This window comes from Paraburkholderia polaris (genome assembly GCF_012927345.1).
Classification (GTDB): Bacteria; Pseudomonadota; Gammaproteobacteria; order Burkholderiales; family Burkholderiaceae; genus Paraburkholderia; species Paraburkholderia polaris.
On the sequence record NZ_JABBGJ010000050.1, the window covers coordinates 20,649 to 47,118 of the forward strand.

At 60.4% G+C, this 26,470-nt stretch carries 24 protein-coding genes and 3 pseudogenes; 8 read left to right on the plus strand and 19 right to left on the minus strand.

The window, feature by feature from the left end:
* Window positions 1-147 precede the first annotated feature (147 nt).
* From HHL24_RS35680 to HHL24_RS35690, 3 genes are all read left to right on the plus strand, one after another.
* Entirely contained in the window at window positions 148-693 is a 546-nt protein-coding gene (locus HHL24_RS35680) for a hypothetical protein (RefSeq protein ID WP_169489981.1), read from the plus strand.
* Complete coding sequence (locus HHL24_RS35685) at window positions 683-3,022, plus strand: TOTE conflict system archaeo-eukaryotic primase domain-containing protein (protein WP_169489982.1); 2,340 nt, start codon at window positions 683-685, stop codon at window positions 3,020-3,022. Before HHL24_RS35680 ends, HHL24_RS35685 begins: the two co-directional genes overlap by 11 nt.
* Window positions 3,023-3,374: 352 nt before the next feature.
* Entirely contained in the window at window positions 3,375-3,911 is a 537-nt protein-coding gene (locus tag HHL24_RS35690; protein ID WP_169489983.1) for a hypothetical protein, read from the plus strand.
* A 277-nt stretch (window positions 3,912-4,188) separates the two neighbouring features.
* On the opposite strand, the gene HHL24_RS35695 is transcribed toward HHL24_RS35690, so the two are convergent.
* Together HHL24_RS35695 and HHL24_RS35700 are read right to left on the minus strand one after the other, a co-directional pair.
* Window positions 4,189-4,488, minus strand: coding sequence for a BrnA antitoxin family protein (locus HHL24_RS35695; protein ID WP_169489984.1), 300 nt, complete (start codon window positions 4,486-4,488; stop codon window positions 4,189-4,191).
* A complete protein-coding gene (locus HHL24_RS35700) occupies window positions 4,472-4,738 on the minus strand; it encodes a BrnT family toxin (RefSeq protein WP_169489985.1) in 267 nt (88 codons plus the stop codon). Before HHL24_RS35700 ends, HHL24_RS35695 begins: the two co-directional genes overlap by 17 nt.
* A 400-nt stretch (window positions 4,739-5,138) precedes the next feature.
* Here HHL24_RS35700 and HHL24_RS35705 point away from each other — a divergent pair, with 400 nt between their 5' ends.
* The 3 genes from HHL24_RS35705 (at window position 5,139) to HHL24_RS35715 (ending at window position 6,386) form a co-directional block, all read left to right on the plus strand.
* A complete protein-coding gene (locus HHL24_RS35705; RefSeq protein ID WP_169489986.1) occupies window positions 5,139-5,423 on the plus strand; it encodes a type II toxin-antitoxin system Phd/YefM family antitoxin in 285 nt (94 codons plus the stop codon).
* On the plus strand, window positions 5,423-5,764 hold the full coding sequence (locus HHL24_RS35710; RefSeq protein WP_169489987.1) for a type II toxin-antitoxin system RelE/ParE family toxin: 342 nt from the start codon (window positions 5,423-5,425) through the stop codon (window positions 5,762-5,764). Before HHL24_RS35705 ends, HHL24_RS35710 begins: the two co-directional genes overlap by 1 nt.
* 352 nt (window positions 5,765-6,116) lie before the next feature.
* Complete coding sequence (locus HHL24_RS35715) at window positions 6,117-6,386, plus strand: DUF1488 family protein (protein ID WP_169489988.1); 270 nt, start codon at window positions 6,117-6,119, stop codon at window positions 6,384-6,386.
* A 280-nt stretch (window positions 6,387-6,666) separates the two neighbouring features.
* Here HHL24_RS35715 and HHL24_RS35720 read toward each other — a convergent pair whose 3' ends face one another.
* Entirely contained in the window at window positions 6,667-7,140 is a 474-nt protein-coding gene (locus tag HHL24_RS35720) for an RES family NAD+ phosphorylase (RefSeq protein WP_169489989.1), read from the minus strand.
* Window positions 7,137-7,565, minus strand: a complete 429-nt coding sequence (locus tag HHL24_RS35725) for an antitoxin Xre/MbcA/ParS toxin-binding domain-containing protein (RefSeq protein WP_046565320.1) — start codon at window positions 7,563-7,565, stop codon at window positions 7,137-7,139. Before HHL24_RS35725 ends, HHL24_RS35720 begins: the two co-directional genes overlap by 4 nt.
* A gap of 412 nt (window positions 7,566-7,977) precedes the next feature.
* On the opposite strand from HHL24_RS35725, the gene HHL24_RS35730 reads away from it, so the two are divergent.
* Window positions 7,978-8,133 carry a hypothetical protein gene (locus HHL24_RS35730; protein WP_158608233.1) on the plus strand — a complete coding sequence of 52 codons (156 nt, stop codon included), beginning with the start codon at window positions 7,978-7,980 and terminating at the stop codon, window positions 8,131-8,133.
* Between the two features lie 792 nt (window positions 8,134-8,925).
* On the opposite strand, the pseudogene HHL24_RS35735 reads toward HHL24_RS35730, so the two are convergent.
* The 13 genes and pseudogenes from HHL24_RS35735 to ppa form a co-directional block, all read right to left on the minus strand.
* Window positions 8,926-9,081, minus strand: a pseudogene (locus HHL24_RS35735) (aldehyde dehydrogenase family protein); the annotation flags it as partial.
* A 241-nt stretch (window positions 9,082-9,322) separates the two neighbouring features.
* Window positions 9,323-10,909 (minus strand): GMC family oxidoreductase, encoded by a 1,587-nt coding sequence (locus HHL24_RS35740; RefSeq protein WP_169489990.1) that lies wholly within the window; start codon window positions 10,907-10,909, stop codon window positions 9,323-9,325.
* Window positions 10,910-10,936: 27 nt separating this feature from the next.
* A complete protein-coding gene (locus HHL24_RS35745; RefSeq protein ID WP_169489991.1) occupies window positions 10,937-11,470 on the minus strand; it encodes a sugar dehydrogenase complex small subunit in 534 nt (177 codons plus the stop codon).
* A gap of 14 nt (window positions 11,471-11,484) precedes the next feature.
* On the minus strand, window positions 11,485-12,780 hold the full coding sequence (locus tag HHL24_RS35750) for a cytochrome c (RefSeq protein ID WP_169489992.1): 1,296 nt from the start codon (window positions 12,778-12,780) through the stop codon (window positions 11,485-11,487).
* 493 nt (window positions 12,781-13,273) lie between these two features.
* Window positions 13,274-14,158, minus strand: a pseudogene (gene glxR / locus HHL24_RS35755) (2-hydroxy-3-oxopropionate reductase).
* A gap of 21 nt (window positions 14,159-14,179) precedes the next feature.
* Window positions 14,180-14,995 carry a 2-dehydro-3-deoxyglucarate aldolase gene (gene garL, locus HHL24_RS35760; RefSeq protein ID WP_169489993.1) on the minus strand — a complete coding sequence of 272 codons (816 nt, stop codon included), beginning with the start codon at window positions 14,993-14,995 and terminating at the stop codon, window positions 14,180-14,182.
* Between the two features lie 70 nt (window positions 14,996-15,065).
* Window positions 15,066-16,301, minus strand: coding sequence for an enolase C-terminal domain-like protein (locus tag HHL24_RS35765; RefSeq protein WP_169489994.1), 1,236 nt, complete (start codon window positions 16,299-16,301; stop codon window positions 15,066-15,068).
* A 144-nt stretch (window positions 16,302-16,445) separates the two neighbouring features.
* Window positions 16,446-17,267, minus strand: a complete 822-nt coding sequence (locus tag HHL24_RS35770; protein ID WP_169489995.1) for an amidohydrolase family protein — start codon at window positions 17,265-17,267, stop codon at window positions 16,446-16,448.
* Window positions 17,268-17,274: 7 nt separating this feature from the next.
* Complete coding sequence (locus tag HHL24_RS35775; RefSeq protein WP_169489996.1) at window positions 17,275-18,333, minus strand: hydroxyacid dehydrogenase; 1,059 nt, start codon at window positions 18,331-18,333, stop codon at window positions 17,275-17,277.
* A complete protein-coding gene (locus HHL24_RS35780) occupies window positions 18,330-19,427 on the minus strand; it encodes a LacI family DNA-binding transcriptional regulator (RefSeq protein ID WP_169489997.1) in 1,098 nt (365 codons plus the stop codon). The genes HHL24_RS35775 and HHL24_RS35780 overlap by 4 nt, the downstream gene beginning before the upstream one ends.
* 19 nt (window positions 19,428-19,446) lie before the next feature.
* A complete protein-coding gene (locus HHL24_RS35785) occupies window positions 19,447-21,345 on the minus strand; it encodes a TRAP transporter large permease (protein ID WP_169489998.1) in 1,899 nt (632 codons plus the stop codon).
* Window positions 21,346-21,348: 3 nt separating this feature from the next.
* Window positions 21,349-22,377, minus strand: a complete 1,029-nt coding sequence (locus tag HHL24_RS35790) for a TRAP transporter substrate-binding protein (protein WP_169489999.1) — start codon at window positions 22,375-22,377, stop codon at window positions 21,349-21,351.
* 565 nt (window positions 22,378-22,942) lie between these two features.
* Window positions 22,943-23,455, minus strand: a complete 513-nt coding sequence (gene ppa / locus HHL24_RS35795; RefSeq protein WP_169490000.1) for an inorganic diphosphatase — start codon at window positions 23,453-23,455, stop codon at window positions 22,943-22,945.
* Between ppa and HHL24_RS44295 the strand changes: the two are divergent.
* A pseudogene (locus HHL24_RS44295) lies at window positions 23,422-23,703 on the plus strand (hypothetical protein); the annotation flags it as partial. The gene ppa and the pseudogene HHL24_RS44295 overlap by 34 nt on opposite strands.
* Before the next feature lie 424 nt (window positions 23,704-24,127).
* Here the strand turns inward: HHL24_RS44295 and HHL24_RS35805 are convergent.
* Together HHL24_RS35805 and HHL24_RS35810 are read right to left on the minus strand one after the other, a co-directional pair.
* The gene (locus tag HHL24_RS35805; RefSeq protein WP_169490001.1) at window positions 24,128-24,661 is read right to left on the minus strand and encodes a gamma carbonic anhydrase family protein; all 534 of its coding nucleotides are present in this window, start codon (window positions 24,659-24,661) and stop codon (window positions 24,128-24,130) included.
* A 38-nt stretch (window positions 24,662-24,699) separates the two neighbouring features.
* Entirely contained in the window at window positions 24,700-26,355 is a 1,656-nt protein-coding gene (locus HHL24_RS35810; protein WP_169490002.1) for an MFS transporter, read from the minus strand.
* Window positions 26,356-26,470: the final 115 nt, after the last annotated feature.

The following is a 26,470-nucleotide window of genomic DNA, read 5'->3' on the forward strand; positions in this document are numbered from 1 at the left end:
TCACAGCCTGCCTCTGAGCTGTCGTTTAACGATCGGAGAGTGGCATTCGAGTCAGGCAGTAAGTCTGTACATAGCCTCGCCTAACATTGATTGGTCCTACCGCCATCGCGCCGGTAAGAGAGTAGTTCGATTCGCAGTCTTCGTAACGTGAAAAAGACAACCAAACCCTCCTGGGCCGATATCAAGGACCAGCTTTCTGCGTTCGATCGTGCCGGCTTGCTGCGCCTCGTACATGACCCGTACGCTGCGGGCAAGGACAACCAGGCGTTCCTGCGCGCGCGCTTCGGGATAGGCGACGATGTCCTAAAGCCTTACAAGAGCATAATAGGCAAGTGCCTGTGGCCGGATGTTTTCAAGAATCAAACCCCGTCAGTCTCGAAGGCGAAGCAAGCAATCTCGGACTACAGGAAGGCGATCGGACGGCCAGAGGGGCTGGCGGAGCTTCAGGTGTTTTATTGCGAGCGGGCCGCCGTTTTTTGCGATGACATCGGGATGGATGGCGAAGCCTTCCTCGCGGCGCCGGTGCGCATGGACGAACAGGCGCTGAAGTCGGCTGTCGCGCTGTCATACGATGAACGCGATGCTCATGTCGCGCGGCTCGACGCAGTACGCCGCGTCAGCTGCAACTTCGGTTACGGGGTCAGCGATGACATGGACACGCTGTTTGCGGAGTACGTCTCCGATGACCGCTGATCGAGAACTGGAGCAGTTACGCGCGGAGAACGCGCGGCTCGTAGCACTGCTCGCGTCGCACGGAATTGACGTGACGCCCCCGGACGTCGCTTCGCACACGGCTGAGCCGTCTCGATTGACCACGGATGAGAAGATCGCGCTTTTCAAGCGTATCTTCCAAGGGCGAACCGATGTATATCCGATACGGTGGGAAAGTAAGGCCGGCAAGTCAGGTTATTCACCAGCGTGTGCGAACGAATGGCGCGCCGGGGTCTGCGAGAAACCGCGCATCAAGTGTTCGGACTGCGGCAACCGCCTGCTGATTCCCCTATCCGACCACGTCATCTATGACCATCTCGCGGGCCGGCACACCGTTGGGGTCTATCCGTTGATGGCTGATGACACCTGTCACTTTCTTGCCGTGGATTTCGATGACGCAGACTGGCGAGACGATGCGCGCGCTTTCGTTCGGTCTTGCCTGGAGCTGGATGTCCCGGCGGCACTGGAAGTCTCGCGCTCGGGAAACGGTGCGCACGCATGGATTTTCTTTCAATCGAGGGTCCCGGCCCGGGACGCGCGCCGCCTGGGCACCGCAATCATCAGCCACACCTGTGCGCGGACGCGTCAGCTGAAGCTGACATCCTACGATCGGTTGTTTCCCAATCAGGACTCGATGCCCAAGGGCGGATTCGGGAATCTGATTGCGTTGCCCCTGCAAAAGAAGCCCCGTGAGCAGGGCAATAGCGTCTTTGTGGATGACACGTTGCAGCCGTACGCGGATCAGTGGGCATTCCTCGCGGCACTCCAGTTCCTTCCCCCCGAGCGGATCGAATCGGCCATCCTTCGTTGCACCGGAGGGGCACACCCGCTCGACGTGGCGTTCACCACTGACGACGATCAGGCAGAGCCGTGGCGGGCGCCATCCCTGGTCCGGAACAAGCTGCCGGGTCCGATGCCGAAGTCGCTGTCGGTTACCCTGGCGAATCTTGTCTACCTTGAAAAGGAGCAGATCCCGCAGTCACTGCTAAACCGGCTGATTCGATTGGCCGCTTTTCCGAACCCGGAGTTCTTCAAGGCACAGGCGATGCGTTTTCCTGTTTGGGACAAGCCACGTGTAATCGGTTGCGCGAAGAACTATCCAAGGCACATCGGATTGCCACGAGGCTGTCTGGATGCTGCGAAGGATCTGCTGCGCGAAAACGAAATCGACTGCGATGTTCATGATGAACGCATTCCGGGCGAGCCGCTCGATGTGTCGTTCGCCGGCACGCTTCGCCTTGATCAGGAAGCCGCCGTGTCGGCGATGCTGCGCTACGACACCGGCGTGCTCTGTGCGCCTACCGCGTTCGGCAAAACTGTAACGGCGGCGGCGTTGATCGCCCGCCGCGGTGTCAATACGTTGGTGCTGGTCCATCGTTCCGAGTTGCTGAAGCAATGGCAGGAAAGGCTACAGGCATTCCTAGGCGTCGGAAAAGGAATGATTGGCACTATTGGCGGCGGGAAGGCGAGGCCAACCGGGAAGATCGATATTGCCGTCATGCAATCCCTGTCACGTCAGGGCGAGACGGGCGGGCTGGTCGAGAACTATGGGCACGTCATCGTCGACGAGTGCCATCATCTTTCAGCCGTGTCATTCGAGGCACTGCTGAAACGGGTCAAGGCCAGATACGTGCTCGGTCTGACGGCGACACCGATACGGCGAGATGGCCAGCACGCGATCATCTTCATGCAGTGCGGGCCGATTCGATTTACCGCGGCCAGACCCGACACGGCACCTCACGATCTGGAAGTTGTGTCACAGATTCGATCGGCGCGGATAGAGCTACCCGATGACGCCGGGATTCAGGATGTCTTCCGTCATATCGCGGGCGATGCCGACCGGACAGAGGCGATTGCGAATGAAGTTGAAGTGGCTTTCTCGAATGGTCGAAAAATTCTCGTGTTGACTGAACGCACCGACCATCTGGAGGCCATTGCGCGCGCACTGGCGGGGAAGGTTGAAAAGTTTTTTACGCTGCACGGTCGCATGTCAAAGAAGCAGCGCGCTCTGGCGATTGACGCGCTGAACGCGCTGCAGACAGATAGTCCGCGAGTGTTGCTGGCGACCGGGAAGCTGGTCGGCGAGGGGTTTGATCACCCGGCGCTCGACACGCTGATACTCGCTATGCCAATCTCCTGGAAAGGCACACTTCAGCAGTACGCAGGCCGCCTTCATCGGGAGCACGCGACAAAGACGGATGTCCGGATCACAGATATTGTCGATGTCGGACATCCGGCATTGCAGAGAATGTGGGAGAAGCGGCAACGCGGCTATCGCGCCATGGGCTACAGAATCACCGACGGTGCTTAAACCATATCCACCATCGCAGAGATGACGTGTTGCGCTTTGACCGGCGCGGATCAGACGGCGAGATCCTGCGTCCGTACGCGGGCCACAAGGATTGCGGCCGATGGGTCGTGCGACTCTATCTGCCATTCCCGCAGTCGTCCAGCGATATGCCCAAGCGTGATTTCACCGCGTTACCAGTCAATACGGCAGCCGACTTGCGCGCAAGGGCCGATCGGCAACCTGCGGGATTGACTACCCTATGGCTCCGGTGGAGCGAGCTTGGAGCGGCCAGTCGGTTTGCGAAGGACGTGCAGGAAACACGAACGGTTATGGAAATTTCGTGGCCCATAGATCTGTAACAGGAAAGGACAAAATGAGCCGTATTTCGCTAGACGTAATGTCGCAGGCGATGAGAGTTATACAGGCGTTGAACCTCAAGCAGAAGGAGGGTTTGATCGATGAGATATTTCTTGCCCAGCCTCATATGTTCGGTTCGGTTCTCGTCCTGCAGAAGTTCGGTGCGTCCAGCGAGAAAATGGAGTTTGCTTTCGAACTTCTCATTCTGTGCTTTCAGGCGATGAAAGAATCGGGCTTGTCATGGCCTTTGATTACAGAAGACGGGCAGGAACTGCAGATGCAGATTTACGTGACCACCGTCAAACTGGGCGAAGACCTGAGTCCAGCTCTCCGGGACCGTCTGATGCAGCAATACATCGAGAACCATCCCGAGAAGGACCTGCTTACCTGCGTATGGTCGAAGACTGCGGATTGGTTTAAACGTATCGTTCCGGAAGACAGCGACAGGTACGTGATGCTGGTCGCAGCCAACCTCGTGAACTGCATCGCCTTCGTACCCATGCCCGCATTCAAAGAATGCGTCTTGCCGACCACCGAAAGCCAAATGAACTAGGACTGGTGCGAGCAGTATTAGCAACCCAATGCAGCATACGATGCAATCTACTACGGCTCCATCGAAGGGCAACCGGCTGCTTTGCACCTAATGTTTCAGTGCAGACGTCGCGAAGCGTACGGCGCTGACTTCAATAACGTGCGGCTCGAACCCGTCCAGACGATCGATTGTGCCGGAGAGGTGGGGTTTTCCAGCTGGTTAAGACCGCCGGTCTTCTCGCTCGCCTGCGCCATTTGCATCACAGCCCCTAGCGCGGTTGGGAGCTCGTTAGTCCAGTTCACGCGGCTTTGAGCGGATGCTCTTTCAGGTAGGTTCGCAGGGCGTCGTTCATGCGGGTCTGCCAGCCGTCGCCAGTCGCGCGGAACGCTTCGAGCACGTCAGCGTCGTAGCGAACACTAACCTGTTCTTTCGGGTTTTCCTTCGGGGGACGACCCATGCGTCGCGTCGCACCAAGCGGCTTCAATTCGGCAATCTCACGCGCGCTCAGTTCGTACGTGTCAGGGTCGGCGGCGATGCCGCGATTGATTGCCGCGTCTTCTTCAGGCGTCGGCGGGATGAGCTTACGATTCTTGAACATCACGGACCTCTCTGCGGTTTGCCTTACGCAGGCTGATAATGTGCATGGTCTCGCCACGCTGCGTGAACACAACGCAATACAGGCGATCCTGGATCACGGCGTAGCCGATCTCGCGCAGCTCGAAATAGTCTCTGCGGTTGTCGGGCCGTGCTATCACGTCGGACCAGTCGATCTCGCTCGCAAGGACGAGAGACACGCCGTGCTTGCGGACATTGCTGGCATCTTTGGCGGGATCGAATGTAATTTCCATGCGACTTATTGTAGATGCGAAAAGTCATGGATGCAAGTACTTTCCGCATCTACACAAAATATGCCGCTTACGATGACATAACGTAATTCATTTTTCGTGAACGCTTTAGTTCAAGTTCCCAGCTGTCGGTTGCGACCCGCTTGTCTGCAATTCGCCGCTTGAACACGTAGGTCGGACTAGCGCGCTGCATCGCCCGTGGCCTGCGGAGGCGGACGATGCAGGAGAGGGCGGCGTATTCATGGCGACCAATGAATGGTGTCGAACTGCAGCGTATTTTGTGGAAAGGGCAAATCGAGCCCCGATGACAGATCACGGGCGGCCCAGCCGGATTCAGGGCTTTGCATAAAACTGAATTTAGCCTATATTCGGTCTGAACGACGCGACCAACGGAGGATCAGACATGCGCCTGGCAGACCACGTAAAGCCAATCAGCTACCTGAAAAGCGACGCCGCGCAGATCGTCAAGGATTTGACCGCTTCTGGCGAGCCGCTGCTCATTACGCAGAATGGCGAGGCGAAGCTCGTCGTGCAGGACGTGCAAAGCTACGAAGACACCCAGCAAACGCTGGCGTTGCTCAAGATCCTGGCATTGGGCCAGAAGGACATCAAGCAGGGGAAATTCAAGGATGCTGATGAGTTTCTTGCCGAACTCGACGATCTTGATCGGAATGAGAAAATCCGCTGATGGGGCAGGCGAAGCTGAAGCTTCTGATTCTCGACGAGGCGCAGGAGGATACAAAGGATTTGCGTCGCTACATCCTCAAAAGCTTCGGCGCCGGGCCGTGGAAGCAGACGTCCACGGAATTGACCGTCACGTTTAGCAATATCAGGCAGTTCCCACAGAGCGGTTATGTCCCGGCTGAGCTTGCAGATTTCGGCGGTCTGAATTTCCGGGAAGCGTTGAGTGGCCAGAATCGGGTTATTTATGAGGTGCGCGATGACACGATTTACATTCACGTCGTCACCGATACGCGCCGCGATCTACGAACGCTTCTCCAGAAACGACTATTGCGTTCTCGCTGGTAAATTCAGTCTTATAGGTAGGTGTCTTCACGTTGTGGTGCCGGACCACTCGCCAGATGGTGGTACACGCGCACTCCCGAAAAAGCTCACCATAACGGAGAATGCTGATTTTCAATACGCAACTAACCGTTTGTCTCGCTTGCGTACACCTCAAAACACAAACCCGCCTCCAACACGTCAGCCGCCTGAAAAATTAGTGGACACGTACGTCGCTTGGCGGTTATCGATAACGGATACCTGTGAAGTGGAACCGTTGCGGCATTGACGATTGCGCTGCTTTCAACTTCTGGTAGATTTATCGCTGCGCGGCGCAGTACAAATACAAGGACCGCGAAGGATATTGTCGAGGTACGTCATGGAAGTTCTTGATCGCGCGCCCGCCGTCTCGCCGGACGGACGCACCGTGGTTTTCATGCTGTCGATCCGCGGCCGCGAGGTCGAAGGCGCAATTGCGCGTGACGCACTCGAAGAGCATTTCTGGTTACCGCGTACCGCCGACGCAACGCGCACACTCAGGACGTTTGAAAATGGTCGCAACCGCATCGTCGCGGTCGCCCAAAGAAAGTTACTTGCGCGACCCGACGAACCGATGCGGCTGACCGTCAGCGACTTCGTGACTCGGTGACCGACCGTCTGCTGACGATGACTGTTACGGCGATGTGGTCTGATAAAAACGTAAAAAGCACGATCGTGCTTTTGTTGATAAATTATGTTATGTCAAATCGTCAGGGCGATTGACAAAAACTGACAGCCGTGTCGGCTCTGGCAACCAGACAAGGAGAATAAAGACGGCGCTGCACTGGCCATTGCGAGCGGCGAGTGCGAACTAAACCAGAAGCGACGCCCGGGTCATCTCCCTCGAGGAGCAAAGCGTCGAGGTAAGGCTAGTCGACCACCATCATAATCTAGGAGTGTCCGACCGACGGCATCACAAAGAGGCGTTCGTCCCACACCACGGGTTGCGGCTCGGTCACGACAATCCGCGTCGCGTCGGGGTGTGCGGGATTGACCAGCACGTTGAATTCTGCACGGACGACGACGGAAGGTACGATCAGGAGCGCCGTATGCGACTCGGTCAGCCAAGCGTCGCCGAACTCCCTTGCCGCCTGCAGTGCTGGCGCATCCCATCCCCTCGGCAACGATTCGGCCGAATGGCGTTCGACGCGAATATCGTCGGGAACCGCTGCTTCAACCCATCCGTGTGTCTTCGGTACCTTGCCGATGCGCGCATGAACCAGAATCTCGAGCATCGCACCGGCGAAGGTCGACGCGGCGTAGATGACCGGTCGCCCCGGGCTATTGAAGCGGCCGCCCACCAGCATCGCGCCGGTGCCACTCCAGACCGTGTGTCGAGTGTCGGCGATTCGAAACAACTTCACGCCGGCAACCCATAAAACAGTTTCCAGAGCAGCTCTTCGACCCGGCGCGCGCCGAGCTCGGTCAGCGCAACATCGAGCGGCGCCCGCCCTTCGAGCTCCGGGTGCGGCGTCGACAGGAATTCCCGCGCGTCCTCTTCGTCGTTCCAGACGTAGGCCGTCGTCGCGACGATCCTGGCCAGCCGCTCAGTCTTTTCCGATTCGTCTGGCGTCAGCCGATCGCGACGCCGCTTATAGGTCGCTTCGGGGATGATGCGGGCAAGTAGCGCACGCCGGGCGTCGGCACCCTGCGTCGCATGTTCGACGCCCGCGCGCAGCGCGGACTTGGGCAGGCCGTCGCGGACAAGTGCCTCGAGTTCCGCGAGCGTGTGCGGGACCTGCCGCAGTTCCATGACCGCGGCCACTGCTTCAGGCGTAATCAGGGACATGCGACTCCCGACTAAAGTATCAGTTGATACCTAATGATAGCGCAATTGATACCGTCCGCAAACCTATCTTCAATCTAGCGGGCTCCAGCGGGGAGACTGTCGAGGCGGCCACCTCGACATCGTCCGTGCCTGCGAGAATCGCCCACCTAGCATGACGGCACGTTACTGCTTACAGAAATCTCTCATACACGAAACGCTCAAGCAATTAAGCATCCGCTCGCGACAGGATGTCGCACTGGGCGCACGGATAAACCATTTATAGTGCACTGCACAAGCTCCGTCCGATCGGCAAGTGCGATCTGACGACCGCGTCCGGCGTTGCCGGGTTGCGGACAGACATGCCGCTGAAGGTGAATCGTTACGCCTGTCAGCTACGCCCAGTTTCTGTCTACATCATCAAAATGAGGCCCCTGTGAAATACCTTCCCCGCATCGCCGCGTCTGGAGCACTCCTGGTCGTCGCTCTCGGTATCGTCACCTTCGCCCAGATCAAGTTCGCGCCGCAATCCGCAGACAACAACCCGGTCGCACGGATCGTCCTGAACGTCGAGTCGCAACTGAACGGCTGAGCGACTCCACCGCTGTATGTAGCCCGCGCCCCGCAGGCAAAGAAAAACCCGCCAGGCTCCGAAGAGAACTGGTGGGTTTGAGCTACTGATTTCGGATTCACATACTAGGCGATGGTAACGGAGTTGACGGCTGCTCAGGCTCCTCCAGCGACCAGTCAGCCTCCATGCTCACGGCATCCACACCTTGGCAGGTCACCAATCGTCAATTCGAGACGCTTCATCGTGGCCTCGTGAGACAGGCAATCCTCCCCTTCGACGTTTCGATCATCAGAAACTTGAAGAGCGTGTCGCCACACTGATCCAGCGCAAGCCAGCCCTCCCCGCCCTGCGCATATTGTCACCGCGCAACCTGAAGGCATGGCCGAATCCAGAATTTGTGCAGCAGCCTCCTGCACAAACTGTAACCTCTCCGGCTTTGCAAATATAGGATTGCGATGTCTGTCGAATGTCGATCACTTTAATTATGTAAAATTTCGGAATCCAAAATTTATCGGCATCCGAAATCAATAATGCAACGACCTCTTCGGCAAGTGCTCCGCCTGAATCGCAATCTGCCAAGGCTTGCCGATACGTCGATTACGGGATCGGGGAATGGTCCGTTCCCTTCAAAAATCCGCTCCGCTTCGACTACTTCGTGAAGAGGAGCCCTTGCGAGCTGGGCGTCATACAGCGCCCGCAGCGCTTCAAAGTCGCTGATTACCTCAGACGCGAGCCGCCACTCCCCCGTCTCATGAGCGTGCGCCAAGGTGGTCTCGACCGCATATTCGGCGATCTTGAACTGCTCCACCAGTTGATTGCACTGAGAGGCGATTTCTCCGAGGGCTTAAGCACGACGTTGTTGCCGCAGGCGAGCGCCGACGCACATTTCCATATCGCGATGAGCGCGGGGAAATTCCACGGTACGACAGCAGCAACGACGCCCACCGGCTCGCGTGTTACGAGACCGAGTCCAAAATCCGTCGACCGGCTTCTAAACGATAAGCACACCTGCCGGCTTTTCGTCTCACGCTCGGCAAGTTGACAACACCTTATTTACATCACCCCAGTCGGCAATCAGCTCGACGCAAATAACAAGTTACATCGCGGACCTCGACGTAGGCACTGGCGAGGTTCAATGCTAGAGCTGCCGAAAACCCCACGTTTTTTTAGCAGTCCCGGTTGGCGCCTGTCTTACCTCACTCCGCCCGCTTTACACTTCTGCGCCAATAAGCTTCGCCATCCGCAGGGCCAACGCATAGCCGGTGAGCGTGGGATTCACCACCGACGAGCTGGGATGGACGCCCGTGCCCGCGATGAAGAGATTGGCGTGGTCGTGGGTGCGGCAATCCCGGTCGACAACCGAATCCTTCGGATCGTTGCCCATGATGTGCGAACTTGGCACCCAGGCGTTGACGTCGTTCAGCACGTCGCTCGCGTTGAACACGCGCTGGAAGTCACCGTAGTCGCCAAGCAGGCGGGGCAGCGCGCGCAGCGAATAATCGAACATGTCGTATGTCGTCTGTGGTTTTGGCAGCCCCAGCGCGTCCTTGTTCGCACTCAACGTGACGCGGTTGCGCGCATCCGGCAGAACTTCGACGTAGCTGGCGATCTTCAGGTAGCGGGCTGCATCGTGGCGGATGCGCTCGTCGAGTTCCTTGCCGACCACACCCTGGTCGATCAGGCGTCGGGCGATGATTTCGTTGGGCACGGTGTTATCCAGGAAATGGCGGATCGAACCATGCTCGCTCCTGAACGTGCCATCCCGCCGGGTATTGATGCTGCCCTGCTGTGTCGGTCCGCGTCCCGCCCACAGTGGGTCCTTGACCAGCATCGCGATCGATCGGCCGGTATGTCCCATCATGTTGCGGCCGACCTGGCCGGACGAATTCGCGATGCCGGACATCAGGAGCAGCTTCGGCGTTTCGACGCCGTGCGCCGCGATGACGAAATAGCGAGCCGTCAGCCGCACACTCTTGCCGTCAGGCGTCTTGTAGTGCACGGCGGTAATTTTCCGGTCGGCGCCCCGTTCGATCCGGTACACCACCGCGTTGGTCAGGAGTTTCGCACCCTGGTCGACGGCCCAGTAGACCGGACGATCTCCCGAGAACTGCGCGCCGATCGGACAGATGGGTGCGCAGTTGTTGTTGCCCGCGCAGGTGGGGCGGCCCGCGTACGGACGCGTTGCGCGCGCGTTCGGTTCGTCAACGAACTGATGGCCGATGGTCGACACCTTGTCGGCGACCTGCTGGGTCAGATAGGCCCACGGCTGCTGTTTCATCGGGTACGGCTTCGAGCGATGCGGGAACGGCTGTCCTCCCTGGCCGCTCTGATCATCGGTATCCGAACCCGACACGCCAATCTGCTCTTCCGCGAGCTGGTACCATGGCTCCAGCTCGTCATAGCCGACCGGCCAGTCGCGCCCCTGCCCATACAGGCTGTGCAGCCTGAAGTCGTTGGGCAGCATACGCCACGTCGCGCCACCCCAGTGCCAGGTGGTGCCGCCCACGAGGCGCAGATAGGACGGCTTCTGCAGGATGGGACCGACGCTCTCGATGTATTGGTCGGAGTACTTGCCGGTCGACGATTTGGGCGCCCACGGCTGGTCCGGATAAGGGCCGTTGTAATCGGACTTGTTGCCGTAGTTGCGAAACGCACTGACGAGGCTTGCCCGCCTCACGTCGGGTCCGGATTCGAGAACGATGACTGATTTTCGCTGCTGGGACAGCGAGGCGGCGACCGCCCCACCCAGAATGCCGCCACCAATCACGATCACGTCTGCGTCATATTCGCGGGTCATGTTTCTTTGCCTGATCGGAAATGGGGTTCAGGAAGCATCGACGTCGGGACGCGCCGACCAGTATTCCGGCCGGGCGCGAATGTATGATGGGATGACGGTGACATCGGCGGTGGGTTCGAACATGAGCGCTGTCTCGTACCCGACCATGCGCGCATGCTCGCCTCGTCCTACACTGCCGGTGTAGAAAGCCTCGATGATCGCCAGGGCGGTCTTGCGGGCATCGGAGGATGTGCCGGCCAGGGCCGGGATCAGCGCACCGACATCGGCTGAACGCAGCGAGGCGATGGCGGCGGACAATGCGTTGAGGCGTGCCGGAAAGCTGCTGTCCTGGGCAATCAGGCCCTGATGGACGGAACGGACGTAAAGATCGGGCAACGCGTTGCGCCGAGTCAGGAATGCCGCCACGCTCGCGAAGGTTGCATGCGCGGCAGCGCCGTGTGTAGCGCTGCTTTCCGAAAGCGCATCGAGCGGCATGGCGACAGTCAGCGCGGCGGTTGCCGAGAGCTTCAGGAGGCGGCGTCGTTGCGGATCCGTCACCCGGGAACGATCGAAACGGGACATTGCGGGTACTCCTTCTAGTGCGCCGGTGCCGTCCGGGCTTTCGCGATGTCAGAGTCGCTCGCCCGGAGTTCGCCGTTGCCGAACTGGTTGGAAAGATAGTCGACCAGTTTCACAACGTCGTCGTCGCTGAGTTCGGTCTGGAAAGCAGGCATGAAATAGTGTGTGGCGCCATTATTGACACTCGCGCCGTGCAGGATCACCTGGATCAGGTTGCGGGCGCTGGTGGTGCCCACCGAGCTGTTTTTCAGCATGGAAGGGAAGAAGCCGTCTTTTGTACCCATGCCCATCATGCCGTGACAACTGGCGCAATGATTCAGATAAAGCACGGCACCGTCGGGCACCGGGCTGTGCATACTGGCGCTCGTGCGGATCGCGACATAGCTGTCGGCGGGGCGGCCCTGTTCGGAACGCGGCTTCCGGTCAAGGCCGGTTGCAGCCGGAACGGTCCTGATGTACGCGGCGATGGCAGTGAGGTCGCTGTCGGCCAGCTTGCTGAAGCTGTGCTCGACGGCTTCGCCCATCGGTCCCGCTGCCTGCGCCCGCCCGGGCACATTGCCCGTCCGCAGATACTGGACGATCTGCTGGGTCGTCCAGATGCCGACCCCCGCGTTACGGTCGCTGGTGATGTTGAACGCCTGCCAGCCGCCCAGTTCAGCGCCGGCGAGATAGCCGGATCCAGCTTCGTCATAGGCCTTCTCCTGCATGCCGATGCCGCGCGGCGTGTGGCAGGTGCCGCAATGCGCGGCTCCCTGCACCAGATAGGCGCCGCGGTTCCATTGCGCGTCGCGGTAGGGCCTGGCCACATAGGCGCCTTCGTCCAGAAACAGCAGGTTCCAAATCTTGAGCGGCCAGCGCATCGTCAGCGGCCATGGGAAGCTCGGCGCGCGGTTCGGTTGCTTCACTGGCTCGACGCCGTGCATGAAATACGCGTACAGGCCTGCGATATCCTGATCGCTCAGCTTCGTATACGACGGATATGGCATCGCCGGATAGAGATTTCTTCCATCCGGCGTCACCCCTTTACGCAGGACTTTTTTGAAATCGTCCAGCGAATAGTTTCCAATTCCGGTGGCCTTGTCCGGCGTGATGTTGCTCGAATAGATATTGCCCATCGGCAACGGCATCGGCAATCCACCCGCGTACGGCTTGCCGCCCGCCACGGTGTGACAGGCGATGCAGTCGGCCGCAATCGCCAGATATTTGCCCGCCTCAATCTGATCGGCGCTGGGCGCGCTGCTGGCGCCGACCGCCAGCTGGCACGACAAGGCAATGAGCGGCGCAATCAGAAACCTCAGACATCTCGATGACATGTGGCCTGTTCCTTGTAGATGTCGACGATTTCACAACGAATTACTGTACCTGCCCAAAGCATGGGTGGTGATTCACGACGACAGCAACATGCATTGACTGCTGCGGGATTGGCGGACCGCCATGAGGCGCGCACACTCGGAATATGACGCTCCCGATGGACGGACACGATCATATTGCAATCAGGTCCGGCAGTGCTTTCACGGCGGCTACTTCCGATTGCGGGTTTTTCGGAGAGGACAGCCCACCGTACAGCTTCTTCTTGGCCGCCCACGGGCAAGTCATGGCCGCAAGCTTTACAGCACCCGCGTTTGGTTTGCACGCACAGTAGTGCCCGCCCTGCACCCGACATCGTCTCGGTGCAAGGTGGCGACCGTGTTCTGCGCCGGCAACCCCTATGACCCTGCCGCGTCGCGTACGACGCTGGGAAACCAGCAGGACCGCATCCCCAACCAGGTCCGATCCGGAAGCCCGGATGCGGGGCTTCCGTTTCGCCTACGAGCCAACCTCGTGCGCGGCCATGATCTCCAGCGCGCGCACGATGGCCGAGTGATCCAGTTCGGCGAAACCATATGCCGCGCAGGTCTGCATCAGCTGTGCGGCATTCGCCGTCTGCGGTAACGCGACACCAAGCTCGCGCGCGCCCGAAAGTGCGAGATTCAGGTCCTTCTGGTGCAGCCTGATCCGGAAGCCGGGCTCGAAGGTGCGCCTGATCATGCGGTCGCCGTGCACTTCGAGGATGCGGCTTGCCGCAAAACCACCCATCAATGCCTCGCGCACCCTGCCTGGGTCAGCCCCGGCCTTGCTGGCGAAGAGCAGGGCTTCGCCAACGGCCGCGATGTTCAGCGCGACGATGATCTGGTTGGCGACCTTGCAGGTCTGGCCGTCGCCATTGCCGCCGACGAGGGTGATGTTTCTGCCCATAAGTTCGAACAGCGGTTTGACGCGATCAAACGTCGTCTGAGGGCCACCCACCATGATGGTCAGGCTCGCGGCCCGGGCGCCCACTTCCCCCCCGGAAACGGGCGCGTCGAGGTAGTCGCAGCCGAGTTCATTGATCCTCCTCGCGAATTCCTTCGTGGCCATCGGGCTGACTGAGCTCATGTCGACCACGGTCTTGCCCGGTCCCGACAGGCCGGCGGCCACACCGTTCGCGGCAAACAGGACGGTCTCTACGTCGGGCGTGTCGGGCACCATCATGAAGATGATGTCGGCCTAGCGTGCAACGTCGGCCGCGTTGGGACAGTTCGTTGCGGAACTCCGGGCAATGTCCTCTGGCATTTTGCCCTGGGTGTTCACGAAGAGATCGTGTCCGGCCTGGATGAGGTGGCCCGCCATCGGCGCGCCCATGATGCCAAGTCCTATGAATCCGAGTTTCATCGAAAATCTCCCTGTGAGTGGTCAGTACTGCGCTTCGATCGGCACGACGTCCGGTCCCTTAAACTTGTCTCCAAGCAGCTGCGTCGCCATGCGGAATACACCGAGGTCGCTGCCGACGGCGACAAAGGTCGCACCCATTGCCAGATAGCGATGCGCATCGGCCTCGACCGGTGAGAGGATGCCTGCGGGCTTGCCGGCCGCGTTCGCGGCGGCGAAGACCGCGGCAATCGCGTCCTGCACTTCCGCGTGGTGCATGTCACCCGGGTGGCCGAGGCCGGCGGCCAGGTCCGAAGGACCAACGAAGATGCCGTCAACGCCGTCCACGCGCGCGATGTCCCGCACGGCGGCGACACCGGCGCGGCTCTCGATCTGAACCATCACGGCGATGTGATCGTTCGCCTGCCTGAAATAGTCGGGCACCGTGCCATAGCGATTGCCGCGGTGTGAGACGGACACGCCACGTACACCCTGCGGTGGGTAGCGCGTGGCGGCCACGGCCCGTTGCGCCTCAGTGGCACTTTCGATGTAGGGAATGAGGAAGTTGCAGAAGCCAGCGTCGAGCAGGCGCTTGATCTCGACCGTGTCGTTCCAGGACGGGCGAACCACCGGCGCGCTCACACTATCTTTCAGGGCCATCAGTTGCGGGATGAGGCTGCTCACATCGTTGGGCGCGTGTTCGCAGTCGAGCAGCAGCCAGTCGAAGCCGGCGAGGCCGAGCACCTCGGTCGTGATGGGGCTGCCCAGTGAACACCAGCAACCAATCAGGCGCTCCCCGGCGATCAGGTCCTGACGAAAGCGGTTGGGGATGCTGCGGTACGGCGTGGACGTGCTATCCATGACATGCACTCCTTGATGGATCAATGGGTTTGAAATGTGCGGTCAGAAAACGTCAAGCGGCGTGCGGGCGTCACCGCACCATGCACGGCCGCTTCGGGTCGAAGTGCCAATTGGGAATCAGGTACTGCATCGCCATCGCGTCGTCGCGTGCCCCGAGGCCATACTGTTTGTAGAGCTGGTGCGCGCGTTCGACTTCCACCATATCGAGCTCGACGCCGAGTCCCGGTTGCCTGGGAACCTGCACTAGGCCGCCGATGATCTGCAACGGCTTTTTCGTCAGCCGCTGCCCGTCCTGCCAGATCCAGTGCGTGTCGATTGCCGTCACTTTGCCAGGTGCGGCCGCCGCCACATGCGTGAACATGGCCAGAGAGACATCGAAATGGTTGTTCGAATGCGAGCCCCAGGTGAGACCGAAGTCGCGGCAGGTCTGCGCGACACGCACCGCGCCGGCCATTGTCCAGAAGTGCGGGTCGGCGAGCGGGATATCGACTGACTGGAGCGCAAGCGAATGTGTCAGCTGCCGCCAGTCAGTCGCAACCATATTCGTGGCCGTCGGCAGACCCGTGGCGCGGCGGAACTCGGCCATCACCTCGCGCCCGGAGAAACCCTCTTCAGCGCCGCAGGGGTCTTCCGCATATGCGAGCACGCCGTGCATGTCGCGCATCAGGCGGACCGCATCCTTCAGCAGCCAGCCGCCGTTCGGGTCGAGCGTGACGCGCGCCTGGGGAAACCGTTCGTGCAATGCCGTGACCGCTTCGACTTCCTCCTCGCTGCGCAGCACTCCGCCCTTCAGCTTGAAGTCGTTGAACCCATAGCGCGCATGGGCGGCTTCGGCAAGTCGCACCACGGCATCGGCGGTCATCGCCGGCTCATGGCGCAGGCGCAGCCATTCGTCGGTCGCATCGGGCGCGCTGTCGTACGGCAGATCGGTGGCGTTGCGGTCACCAACATAGAACAGGTAGCCGAGCATCTCAACCGCGTCACGCTGCTGGCCTTCGCCGAGCAACGCTGCAACCGGCACATCGAGGTGCTGGCCGAGCAGATCGAGCAACGCCGACTCCAGCGCGGTGACGACATGGATCGTGGTGCGCAGGTCGAAGGTCTGCATGCTTCGCCCGCCGGCATCGCGATCCGCGAACTGCTCGCGCACGTGGCGCAGCACACGCTGGTAGTCGCCGATCGACCGCCCGACGACGAGCGGCTTCGCATCCTCGAGCGTCTGGCGGATCTTCATCAGCATCGAATCGCGACCGGCAACCGGGATAACCTGCATCGATGCGATCAGTGGCGTGGAGGTGGTAGGCATGGCTGATACTCCAAATGTAATTTAGTAGTCCTTCTGGTGGCAGGTATCGCTTCTTCGGGAACCGCATCGGCCGCGTGGCGGCGGGCGTTGGTGGGCTAGTCCGCGGTGACGTTGCCCGTCCCGGTCACCGTCCTTACAGGTGGGTCAGAACCCGTACAGCCCAGCGGGGTTGTCCACCAGTATCCTTCGCCGCGCCCGCTCATCACCGGCACATCGCATCAGCCATTCCAGCAATAGCGCATTGGAGGGCGGGGGCTGAACGTTGGGGTGCGGCCAGTTGCTCGCCCACAGGCAGCGTTCGGGGTAGTGCGCGGCCAGCGTGCGTGCAAGGAGCGCTACGTCGTCATAGTCCGGCGGGCCGTCGCGGGAGGTTTCGTACGGCGCCGAGAGCTTGATCCAGCACTGTCCGCGATCCAGCAGACGACGCAGGGACTGGAAGGCTTCGCTGTCGGGATGCACGGGCTCCAGGAACTTGCCAATGTGATCGATGACCAGTCTGCCGGGCAGTCGGTTCAGGACGGACTCATGCAGCGGCAGCTCGCGCCCGTCGAGCTGCAGGTTGATGTTCCAGCCGAGCGGCGCGATGCGGGCGGCCACGGCTTCCAGACTATCCCAGGGCAGCAGGCCACCCGGCAGCATCATGTAGCGGATGCCTCGCACGCCGGCCTGATGCAGCCGCGCCAGTTCCCCGTCGGTCACCTCCGGCGGTACCACCGCAATGCCGCGCGCGGCAGACCCCAGCTGTTCCAGTGCGGCCAGCGTGCACCGGTTGTCGAACCCGTATCCGGTCGGTTGCACGACGATCACGCGTGTCAGACCGAGCGACTGCTGCACCTGGCGGTACGCCGCCACGGGCGCGTGCGGAGGGCGAAAGGTTGCATGAGTGGCGAGTGGATAGCGGCCGTCGTAGACGTGGATATGGCAGTCGCATGCACCGGGGTAGGCCTGAACAGAGATCGCGTCCATGAGTGTTTCAGTCGTTGTGGAACACGTGAGCCTGGCCGGGTTCCCCGGAACCGGGCCCGCTGCCTGCCTGAACGCTATGCCCGAATTTGCGCAGCCGGGTCGCGTACGTCGCATTGACCGCACCGGTTGGCATCTTCCCATGGAAGAGGGCTTCGACCTGAGCGACGGTCTCGAGCGCCTGATGTTCGATAGCTGTCGGGCTGAGTCCGCCGATATGCGGTGTCGCTATCACGCGCGGATGTTGTGCCAGCGCGGGCGACGGCATCTGGTCGGGCGCGCGGCCCACATCCAGCGCAGAACCGGCGAGATGTCCGGACTCCAGCGCGTCGAGCAGCGCGGCTTCATCGACCAGTTCACCGCGCGCCGCATTGATGAAACAGGCGCCCGCTTTCATCGACGCAAACGCTCGGGCATCCATCAGGTTCTCCGTCGCAGAAGTGAGCGGCGCGAGGCATATCACGAAATCGGACTCGCCCAGCAGCACCGGCAGTTGAACCTGACGCAGCGCTTCGCGCTCGACGCTTGCATATGGATCCGCCACGAGCACCCGCATGCCGAACGCGAGCGCCAGGTCGCACAGGTAGCGCGAAATCTGGCCGTAGCCGATGACACCCAACGTGGCGCCACGCAGTTCGCGACCCATGACGGGTGCGGGCGGCTCACCGCGATGGTAGGACCCGGCATAAGCGCTGATGCCGCGCGCCAGGTCGAGCATCATGGCGATGACCCATTCCGAAACCGCGGATACGAAGCCGGCGCTGGCCTGCGTGACCAGGATGCCGTGTGCACTCGCAGCATCGATATCGATCGTGCGGATATCCACCGCGCAGCGAACGAAAGCGACCAGCTCGGGCAGCGCGCTGAACAGCGCCTGCGGCCCGGGGGTTTGCCTGTACGCGATGATGACGTCGCTACCACGGGCTGCGGCAACCAGCTCGCCGGTCGTGAGCTCGCGGTGCTCGGGGTTGAACTTGACGTCGGCGATGGCCCGCAGGGCAGCGAGTGCCCTGTCACCAAAGTACCGCTGCAGCATGTCCCGGGGATGACTGACAAACACTGTGTTCATTTTTTGGCCTTCAGTGGCTTCATGCCGGTTGCGTGTGCCCGTGTCCGCACCCGGCCCGGAGGCGGCGCAACGGATTCGCGCTCGATCAGGTGGGTCGGGGTAAAAACCAGTTCGCTGGCATTCGACTCCTGCCCGGACTGTCGGCTCATGGCCCGCTCGACCATCGCGCGCGCCATCTCGGTCACAGGTAATTGCACGGTGGTCAGCGCCGGGTTGGAAATCGCGGACAGGAACAGACCGTCCATCCCGACGATCGACATATCCTCCGGCACGCGCAGGCCCGCTTCGCGGAGGCCAGCCATGAGTCCCAACGCCATCAGGTCGTTGACGGCGACGATGCCGGTGGGCGGTTCCGGGTCATTGACCATCTGCTGAGCAAGGGCACGGCCCACTTCGCTGAGGACCGCGTCGCCATACTCGTTCAACGGCCCCCCATCCAGCACGCGGGCGTGCTCGCGCAAGCCGGCGTCACCGGCGGCGGCCAGAAATCCCTTGATCTTGTCGCTGCGACTCATGGTCATGCCCGCCACCGTGGCAAAGGCAAGGCGTGTGTGGCCATGGGCGATCAGGTAGCGAGTGGCAAGACCCGCGGCCTCGAAATTATCCGGCGTGACGTGGTCGACATCGGATAACTCGCCGGGCGTGGCGCGCCGGTCATAGCTCACCACCACCATGCCGCGCTGTACCGCCCGTTCGAGATGGCGCTCGTCGGCGAGCGACGAGATCACAATCACGCGCCGCACACCATGTGCGAGTAAATCCTCGAAGAAGGCCGCTTCCTTGTCCTGGTCGCGGTAGGTGTTGCCGATCAGGACCCGGTAACCGTACTGCTCCTGTGCGAACGTCTCGACCTCACGGGCGATGTAGCCGTACATCGGGTTCGCAATGGACGGAACCAGCAGGCCGAGCAGCGGCGTCTGGCCAGTCTTGAGTTGGCGTGCCAGCGTATTGGGCCGGAACTGCAGCGCGGTAATGGCCGCCTCGACGCGCGCCAGCGTCTCCTGGCGCATCCTGTCGGTGCGGCCGTTGAGCACATTGGAAACCGTGCTCACCGAGACGGCGGCGTGTCGGGCAACGTCTTGAATCGTACTCACAGGATCCTCGGTCAATCGGCTACAGCCCCAGTCGGGTCGGCAGCCACAGGGAGAAAGCGGGAACCAGCACCAGCACCACCAGTGTGATGAAGAGCACCGCCAGGTATTTCAGCATGGGGCGCGCCACGTCTTTCATATGCGTCCCAGTGATCGCGCAGGTGGCAAAGAGTCCCAAACCGACAGGGGGCGCGAACAGTCCGAAGCCCATCGCCACCACTACGACCGTCCCAAAGTGCAGCGGATTGATGCCCAACTGCAGCGCAATGGGTGTCAGCAGCGGACCGAAGATGATCAACGCGGGTGCGCCTTCCAGCACCGCCCCGAACACGATCACGATCAGCACCGACAGCAGCAGGAACATCGTGGCGCCATAGTGGTGTCCGAACGCCATCATCGTGTCCGACACCAGCCCGGGGATCTGCTCGATGGTCAGAGCGAACGATACGCTGGAGGCCGCTGCAACGATGAACAGGATACTGCCCGCCATGGATGCCGAGCGAACGAAAAGACGCGTGACGGATCGCAGCGTCAACTCGCGGAACGCAAGCCAGCCCGCCACCAGCGCGTAGACAACGGCGAACGCGGACACCTCGGTCGAGGTTGCCACACCGGAGGTCACCCCTTTGCCGATCATCGTGATCATGATCAGGGCTACGAGCGCACCGCCAAGCAGCGGCAGCAGCGGCCTGCGGCGTGCGAAGGCGTCGTCGGGGTTGATCTTGCGGCCGAACACAACCGCCACGATGCCGAGCGACACCGCGAGCACGGCGGCGGGTACGAGGCCGGCCAGGAACAGCCCCGCGATGGAAATGTTCGCTACGAAGCCCATGATGATCATGTTGACGCACGGCGGAATGGTCTCGGCCATCACCGCACTGCACGCCAGCAGGGCGGCCGCCTCGTTCGGATCCTGGCCAGTCTGCCGCACCGCGGGCATGATGACGCCGCCCACCGCGGCAATGTCCGCCAGCTTGGAACCGGATACGCCCGAGAAGAACGCCGTTGCGGTGATGGTGATCAGTCCGAGACCACCGCGCACGCGCCCGAATACGCGCAGCAGCAGTTCGATCAGCCGCGACGACATGCCATTGGATTCCATCAGTAGCCCCGCAAGCACAAAGAACGGTACCGCGAGCAACACGAAATGATCCGTTCCCGCCATCACCTGCTGGGAATAGACGAGCATCGGCAAGCTGGGCTCGGCGAGGAAGTAAAGCAGTGCCGAGAAGGCCAGCACGAAGCAGATCGGCATCCCGAGTACCAGCCCGCCGACAAATCCTGCGGTGAGCAGAAGGCCGGGTTTGAGCGCGTTGCCGGGAACGAACGTGTTCCAGGCAACGACAGCCGCTGCCAGCGCCGCGCACGCAAGCAATGATCCCAGCACGACCCGGATCGTCCCATTGACGGCGTTCGCCACGGCAAACAGGGTCATGAACAGGCTGCCGACCACGAGCGGATACACGTTGATCCAGCCCGGCAGACCGCTCGGCGTCGTCTGCCCGTACGAATCGACCAGCAGCAAACAGGACGAAAAGCAGAGACTGATCGACACGCCCGCGATGATCCAGTGGCCCGCATGAATCATCGCCGGTTGCCATCGTGCCGGCAGCAGCCCGCGGAACAGATCCACGCCCACGTGCTGGCTGCGCCCGAGCACCGTTGCGGCACCGAAGAAGACGAGGACGACCATCAGGGCGCTGGCGATTTCCTCGGCCCAGTCCACCGGATCATGCAGAAAATAGCGGTAGATGACCGATACGAACACCACGATCACATCGGCTGCGAGCACCAGTCCGGACAGGTATTCCGTCATTCGCATGAGAGCGGCCAGCGGGCGCCCCAAAGCCGTGTTCTGGCGGAATCCGGGTGGCGTGGGCAATTCCGTTTCTGGCCCGGGCGTAGCGGAGAAAGCAGTCATGGTTCACCCCCTGTCGGCAGCAATGGCGGAGAAAAGCGGCGCCGTTGCCGGATATTGCCTGGCAAAGCTCTGGTACAACCCGCTCTGCAGTTCGCGGTGCACGGCGTCGCGCTCGCCTTGCGCCATGGGATAGAACGTCATCCCCCGCTGCCTGAGTTCCTGCTCTGCCTGCCTCGCCTTGTCAGTAGCTATCGCGCGCTGTTGCGCGGTGGCGTCATTCACGGCTTTAAGAAACGCGGGGCGCAGATTGACTGGAATCCTGTCCATCGCACGCTTGCCCATCACCACAACCAGCGGACTGAAGACATGCCGGGTCTGCCAGCACGATTTCACGACTTCATTGAATTTGCTGGAGAGAACTGTCGCCGGGTCGTGTTCGAGGCCGTCGACGACACCGGTTTGCAGGGCCATGTACAGTTCGCCAAACTGGATCGGCGTCGGGACGGCGCCCATGACCTTGAAAGTCTCAATAAATGCGGGCGTGGGCAGTACCCGCAACTTGACGCCCTTGAGTTCGGCGAGCGAACGCACGGGCTTCTTGGTGAATACGCTGCGTGCCCCGAATTGCGATGCCCAGGTCAGGATGGTGCAGCCGGAGCGCTTTTGCAGCAGTTCGTTCAGGCTTGTCCCGACCGAGCCATCCAGCACTCCGGCTTCATGCGCGTAGCTATCGAACAGGAAGCCGAGGTCGAGCATCCCCAACTCCGGTGCGACCGTGGCCCAGATGGACGATCCCGCCGCCATCATGTCGATGGCGCCGATCTTGACCTGTTGCACCGCATCGCTTTCCTTGCCGAGCTGGCTGTTAGGAAAATAGCCAATCCTGATGTTGTCGCCCACGCTGGCTTTCAGGTTCGCCGCAAAGTGTTGATACCACACGTAGTGCGAGGCATTCTGGTCGGCCGGCATCGAGGATGAAAAGCGCAGCGTGACCGGCGACTGGGCGCGCGACACCGTGGGAATCGCCGTGACAGCCGCCACGGATGCAGCCGAGGCGACCTGAAGAAACTGTCGCCGGGAAATCGAAGCCATGCTTTGTCTCCTGTGAGGCCACGGGGATGGCGGCCTTGTGTATCGGTTTAGTGTATCGATTTAGTATATCGATACACTATGTCGGTTCCGCGCTATCAGCCATCAAGGTTTTCCCTGATCCGAACCATTTCGGGTTGCAGCAGACACGCCGGCAGAAGCGCCGCGCCTCGAATCGCGGGCCGGCGGCATAATGCGGGCCCGTGGACATAGCGTGAGATCGTGATCCGCGATCACCGGTCCTGGAAGGGATCTATCCGGATGTCAGCCGGGAGTGGATACTTCAGCGAGTTGGATCAGGCGGCTTTGCTGGATTCCCGGCAATACGCGAGGCCTGCAGTTCGTCAACGCGGTTGATCGGTTGATCAGCGATGCAGGTCAGAACATGGCACGGGTAAGCGCGCGGGTCGATACAATTGAATTGCAGGTTCCGATGAGCGGGTACATCGCTGCGGCCTGCTCGCCCCGCTATCGGAACCTTCAAAGAGGAGACTTTTTTTATCTGCGCATTATTGAGACCCTTCGGAATCGCATTTCGGGCCAATCAGATTGACGTCGTCCTCCTGAATCACATGCGGAAGGCGGCCACAGCGTTCCGGATCGCGTCATATGCCTCGTCGACATCACCCCAGCCCTCGAACGTGACCCACTTGTCAGGTTCGAGCATCTTGTAGTGCTCGAAGAAGAACCTGAGCTGGTTCAGCGCGTAGTCCCCCATGTCCTCGAGCCGTTGGATAGATATCGTCGCCGGACACACCGCATCAATCGGGACGGCAATGACTTTCTCGTCCGGTCCGGCCTGGTCCGTCATTATCAGGAGTCCAACCGGCCGGCACGCGACCAGCGATAATCGTTCAAGCGCGAACGGCGCGAGCACGATGATGTCGAGCGGATCACCATCTCTCGCGAGCGTGCGCGGAATGAATCCGTAGTTCTGCGGATAGCGCATCCCCGCACTCATGATCCGGTCGACCAGCAGCAGTCCGAGCTTTTTGTCGACCTCGTACTTCACGGGTTCGCTTTGCGCGGGAATTTCGATAATGGCGTTCCCAGTATTTCGCTGCCCTGCAAGGCCATTCACTGGCGATTCTGCCTGGCTTCATGCCTGCTCCGCAGCCGCAACTGGTGCCGGTACTGCCAGATGAAGTCGGGGTGACGCGATGCTTCTGGCTATGTTGTCGCGAAGCTTTACGCAAGCTGCGGCGCATCACAGCCGTCTGGGATTACCTGCGCGCAGTCGCCGACTGCAACAGGTCATTCCTGATGGGCGAGTCGCACGACATAGTGCCCGTCGAACGTGAACCGATCTCGGAATGTTGGACACGTTGACGTTAGTGCTGCTTATATTTCATTCTGTATCGGACTGGGCTCAGTTCTCGCAATCTTAGGGAAAGTCTTATGTGGACGCTCCCAGATTGCAAACAATTTTTCGATGTTGGCTGGCAGGTATAGGCAGCACGCTTATGTCCGGACCGTTTGCGCAGGCCGGCATTTGCCTGCAGGCCCTAATGGAATTCGCTGGCGAGGTCCTCACATGCACGTCGAACACAATGGTTCATCTTCCCTATCAGGTCTTCCTCGCCTCGGTCCAACTTGTTAGCCATCATGCTGCACTTGCTTGTGCTCGTTGGCGAAAGTTGTCAGTGTTGTGAATCGATGAGTCGTAAAGTCTATGCAGTAGCGGGCGTCAAAGCCTGGTAGCCCTGCGGCCTTGCCAGCACCGCCCAAATGATTGGGCGCCAAAGGTTCCCCCTTAGTCGCCAACCTTCACCTCGCGCAAAGTAGAAAGACAAGCAACCGCAAGCTCCTGGTATTTGCGCGTGGCCTTTGCTTTCCCCTGGAGCTCGCCCTGCTCAAGCCGACGGACCACACGTGCCGGAATGCCAGCCACAAGGCATCCAGGGGGCACCTCCCAGCCGACTTTCACAAATGCGCAGGCAGCTACGATCGAGGACTCCCCGATAACAGCGTCGTCCATGATGACCGCATTCATGCCAATCAAGGTGTTGCGTCGCAGGAAAGCACCGTGAACGACTGCCCCATGCCCGATATGGGACTCCGGCGCAAGCTCGCATCGACGGCCATGTCCAACATGCAAGGTGCAGCTATCCTGCACGTTGCTGCCTTCCCCGATAACAATCGTACCGAAGTCACCGCGGATCGACGCAAACGGACCAATGTAGCAGCCCGCCGCTATCCGGACGTCACCAATGACCGACGCCAGCGGATGAACAAACGCGGTGGAATCAATATCAGGTACGTTTCCCTCAAATTCGTAGATCGGCATGCTGTCCCTCAGCCTAAGCACCCTCTTCGTTTCTAACACTACCCGACGTTAATATCCACGCCACGTGTCTCGCGAACAAAGATCAACCCGATCACGAACGAGGCTAACGCAATAACGATTGGATACCATAATCCGGAATAGATGTTCCCCTTTGCGGCGACGATTGCAAACGCCGATGCGGGCAGAAATCCTCCGAACCAGCCGTTGCCAATGTGGTACGGCAAGGACATCGCGGTATAACGGATCCGCGTCGGAAAATACTCGACAAGCATCGCCGCAATCGGTCCGTACACCATGGTTCCGTAGATCATGAGAATGGCGAGAACCAGAACGGCCATCGGCTTGTTCATGAAGGACGGGTCTGCCTTGAGCGGATATCCAGAGCGCTGAAGATTGGACTTCAGTTCACCGTCAAATTTCGCACCCCGGGCCTTTGCGTCCGCAGCTTTCGCGTTATACGCGGAGATTGTCACCGATCCGACGGTTACGGACGCTGTCGAGCCGGCTGGGGCTGCCTCATTCTGGTAGTTCAGGCCCGCCTTCGACAGCGCCCCCTTCGCGATGTCGCAGGAACTCGTGAAGTTCGCGGTCCCGACCGGATTGAACTGGAACGAACATTCGGAAGGATCAGCCCTCACGACGATGGGCGCGCTGCGCTGCGCACTTTCAAGCGCCGGGTTGATGTAATGCGTCAGCCCCTGGAAGAGAGGGAAGTAAGTGGCGGCCGCGAGAACAAAACCTGCCAGGATGATTGGCTTACGGCCAATTCGGTCGGACAATGAACCAAAGAGCAGATAGAACGGCGTTGAAATGACCAGCGCAATCGCGAGAATGACGTTCGCTATCGGACCGTCCAGCTTGAGGGTCTGGGTAAGGAAGAAAAGCGTATAGAACTGCCCCGTGTACCAGACCACTGCTTGCCCCGCCGTCAGACCAAACAGAACGACCAGCACCCGCTTGAGATTTTTCCATTGCCCGAAGGCTTCAGAGACAGGTGCTTTGGACGCCTTTCCCTCTGCCTTCATCTTTTCAAAGGCGGGAGACTCGTGGAGCTTGAGGCGAATCCACACCGAGATAGCGAGCAGAACAATCGAGAGCAGGAAGGGAACGCGCCATCCCCAGTCTGCAAAGGCGCCCTCACCCGTCCCGGTTCTGACGCCGAGAATCACGATGAGAGACAGGAACAGACCGAGCGTGGCCGTCATCTGAATCCATGCAGTCCACGCGCCCCGCCTATCGCTGGGAGCGTGCTCCGCAACGTAGGTCGCGGCGCCGCCATATTCGCCGCCAAGCGCGAGCCCCTGAAGCATGCGCATAGCGATGAACAGGACTGGGGACGCTATCCCGATCGTCGCAAAACCTGGCAGCAGTCCAATAAAAAACGTCGACGCGCCCATCAGCAGGATGGTGACGAGGAACGTGTATTTACGTCCCACCAGGTCGCCAAGGCGGCCAAAGACAACAGCACCAAGCGGCCGAACCGCAAAGCCGGCCGCAAAGCTCAAAAGAGTGAAGATGAACCCTGCGGTTGGATTTACTCCCGCGAATATGTTTCGGCTGATGAACACGGCCAGAGACCCGGCCAGGAAGAAGTCATACCATTCAAAGACTGTCCCAAGGGACGACGCAAATACGACAAGCCGCTCGTCCTGTGACATTCGCGCAGCGGGTAATGCCTGATTCGTGACCGACATGTCCATCTCCTCCAACCTGAAGTACGCCCGTTATAGTGACTTGCATTACAAGACTATACGAAGTAAACGATGGCCTTTCAAGCAGATAAAAACCCACGTTTTCACCTACTTAATC

Bases quoted from the DNA above. Each gene is read 5' to 3' on its own strand.
- HHL24_RS35700 (WP_169489985.1), bottom strand. From the start codon at position 4,738: ATGGAAATTACATTCGATCCCGCCAAAGATGCCAGCAATGTCCGCAAG.
- HHL24_RS35785 (WP_169489998.1), bottom strand. From the start codon at position 21,345: ATGACTGCTTTCTCCGCTACGCCCGGGCCAGAAACGGAATTGCCCACG.
- HHL24_RS35805 (WP_169490001.1), bottom strand. From the start codon at position 24,661: ATGCCGATCTACGAATTTGAGGGAAACGTACCTGATATTGATTCCACC.
- HHL24_RS35790 (WP_169489999.1), bottom strand. From the start codon at position 22,377: ATGGCTTCGATTTCCCGGCGACAGTTTCTTCAGGTCGCCTCGGCTGCA.
- HHL24_RS35725 (WP_046565320.1), bottom strand. From the start codon at position 7,565: ATGTCCCTGATTACGCCTGAAGCAGTGGCCGCGGTCATGGAACTGCGG.
- HHL24_RS35685 (WP_169489982.1), top strand. From the start codon at position 683: ATGACCGCTGATCGAGAACTGGAGCAGTTACGCGCGGAGAACGCGCGG.
- HHL24_RS35705 (WP_169489986.1), top strand. From the start codon at position 5,139: ATGCGCCTGGCAGACCACGTAAAGCCAATCAGCTACCTGAAAAGCGAC.
- HHL24_RS35745 (WP_169489991.1), bottom strand. From the start codon at position 11,470: ATGTCCCGTTTCGATCGTTCCCGGGTGACGGATCCGCAACGACGCCGC.
- HHL24_RS35770 (WP_169489995.1), bottom strand. From the start codon at position 17,267: ATGGACGCGATCTCTGTTCAGGCCTACCCCGGTGCATGCGACTGCCAT.
- HHL24_RS35775 (WP_169489996.1), bottom strand. From the start codon at position 18,333: ATGAACACAGTGTTTGTCAGTCATCCCCGGGACATGCTGCAGCGGTAC.
- HHL24_RS35765 (WP_169489994.1), bottom strand. From the start codon at position 16,301: ATGCCTACCACCTCCACGCCACTGATCGCATCGATGCAGGTTATCCCG.
- garL (WP_169489993.1), bottom strand. From the start codon at position 14,995: ATGGATAGCACGTCCACGCCGTACCGCAGCATCCCCAACCGCTTTCGT.
- HHL24_RS35710 (WP_169489987.1), top strand. From the start codon at position 5,423: ATGGGGCAGGCGAAGCTGAAGCTTCTGATTCTCGACGAGGCGCAGGAG.
- HHL24_RS35715 (WP_169489988.1), top strand. From the start codon at position 6,117: ATGGAAGTTCTTGATCGCGCGCCCGCCGTCTCGCCGGACGGACGCACC.
- HHL24_RS35695 (WP_169489984.1), bottom strand. From the start codon at position 4,488: ATGTTCAAGAATCGTAAGCTCATCCCGCCGACGCCTGAAGAAGACGCG.
- HHL24_RS35740 (WP_169489990.1), bottom strand. From the start codon at position 10,909: ATGACCCGCGAATATGACGCAGACGTGATCGTGATTGGTGGCGGCATT.
- HHL24_RS35750 (WP_169489992.1), bottom strand. From the start codon at position 12,780: ATGTCATCGAGATGTCTGAGGTTTCTGATTGCGCCGCTCATTGCCTTG.
- HHL24_RS35690 (WP_169489983.1), top strand. From the start codon at position 3,375: ATGAGCCGTATTTCGCTAGACGTAATGTCGCAGGCGATGAGAGTTATA.
- HHL24_RS35810 (WP_169490002.1), bottom strand. From the start codon at position 26,355: ATGTCGGTCACGAATCAGGCATTACCCGCTGCGCGAATGTCACAGGAC.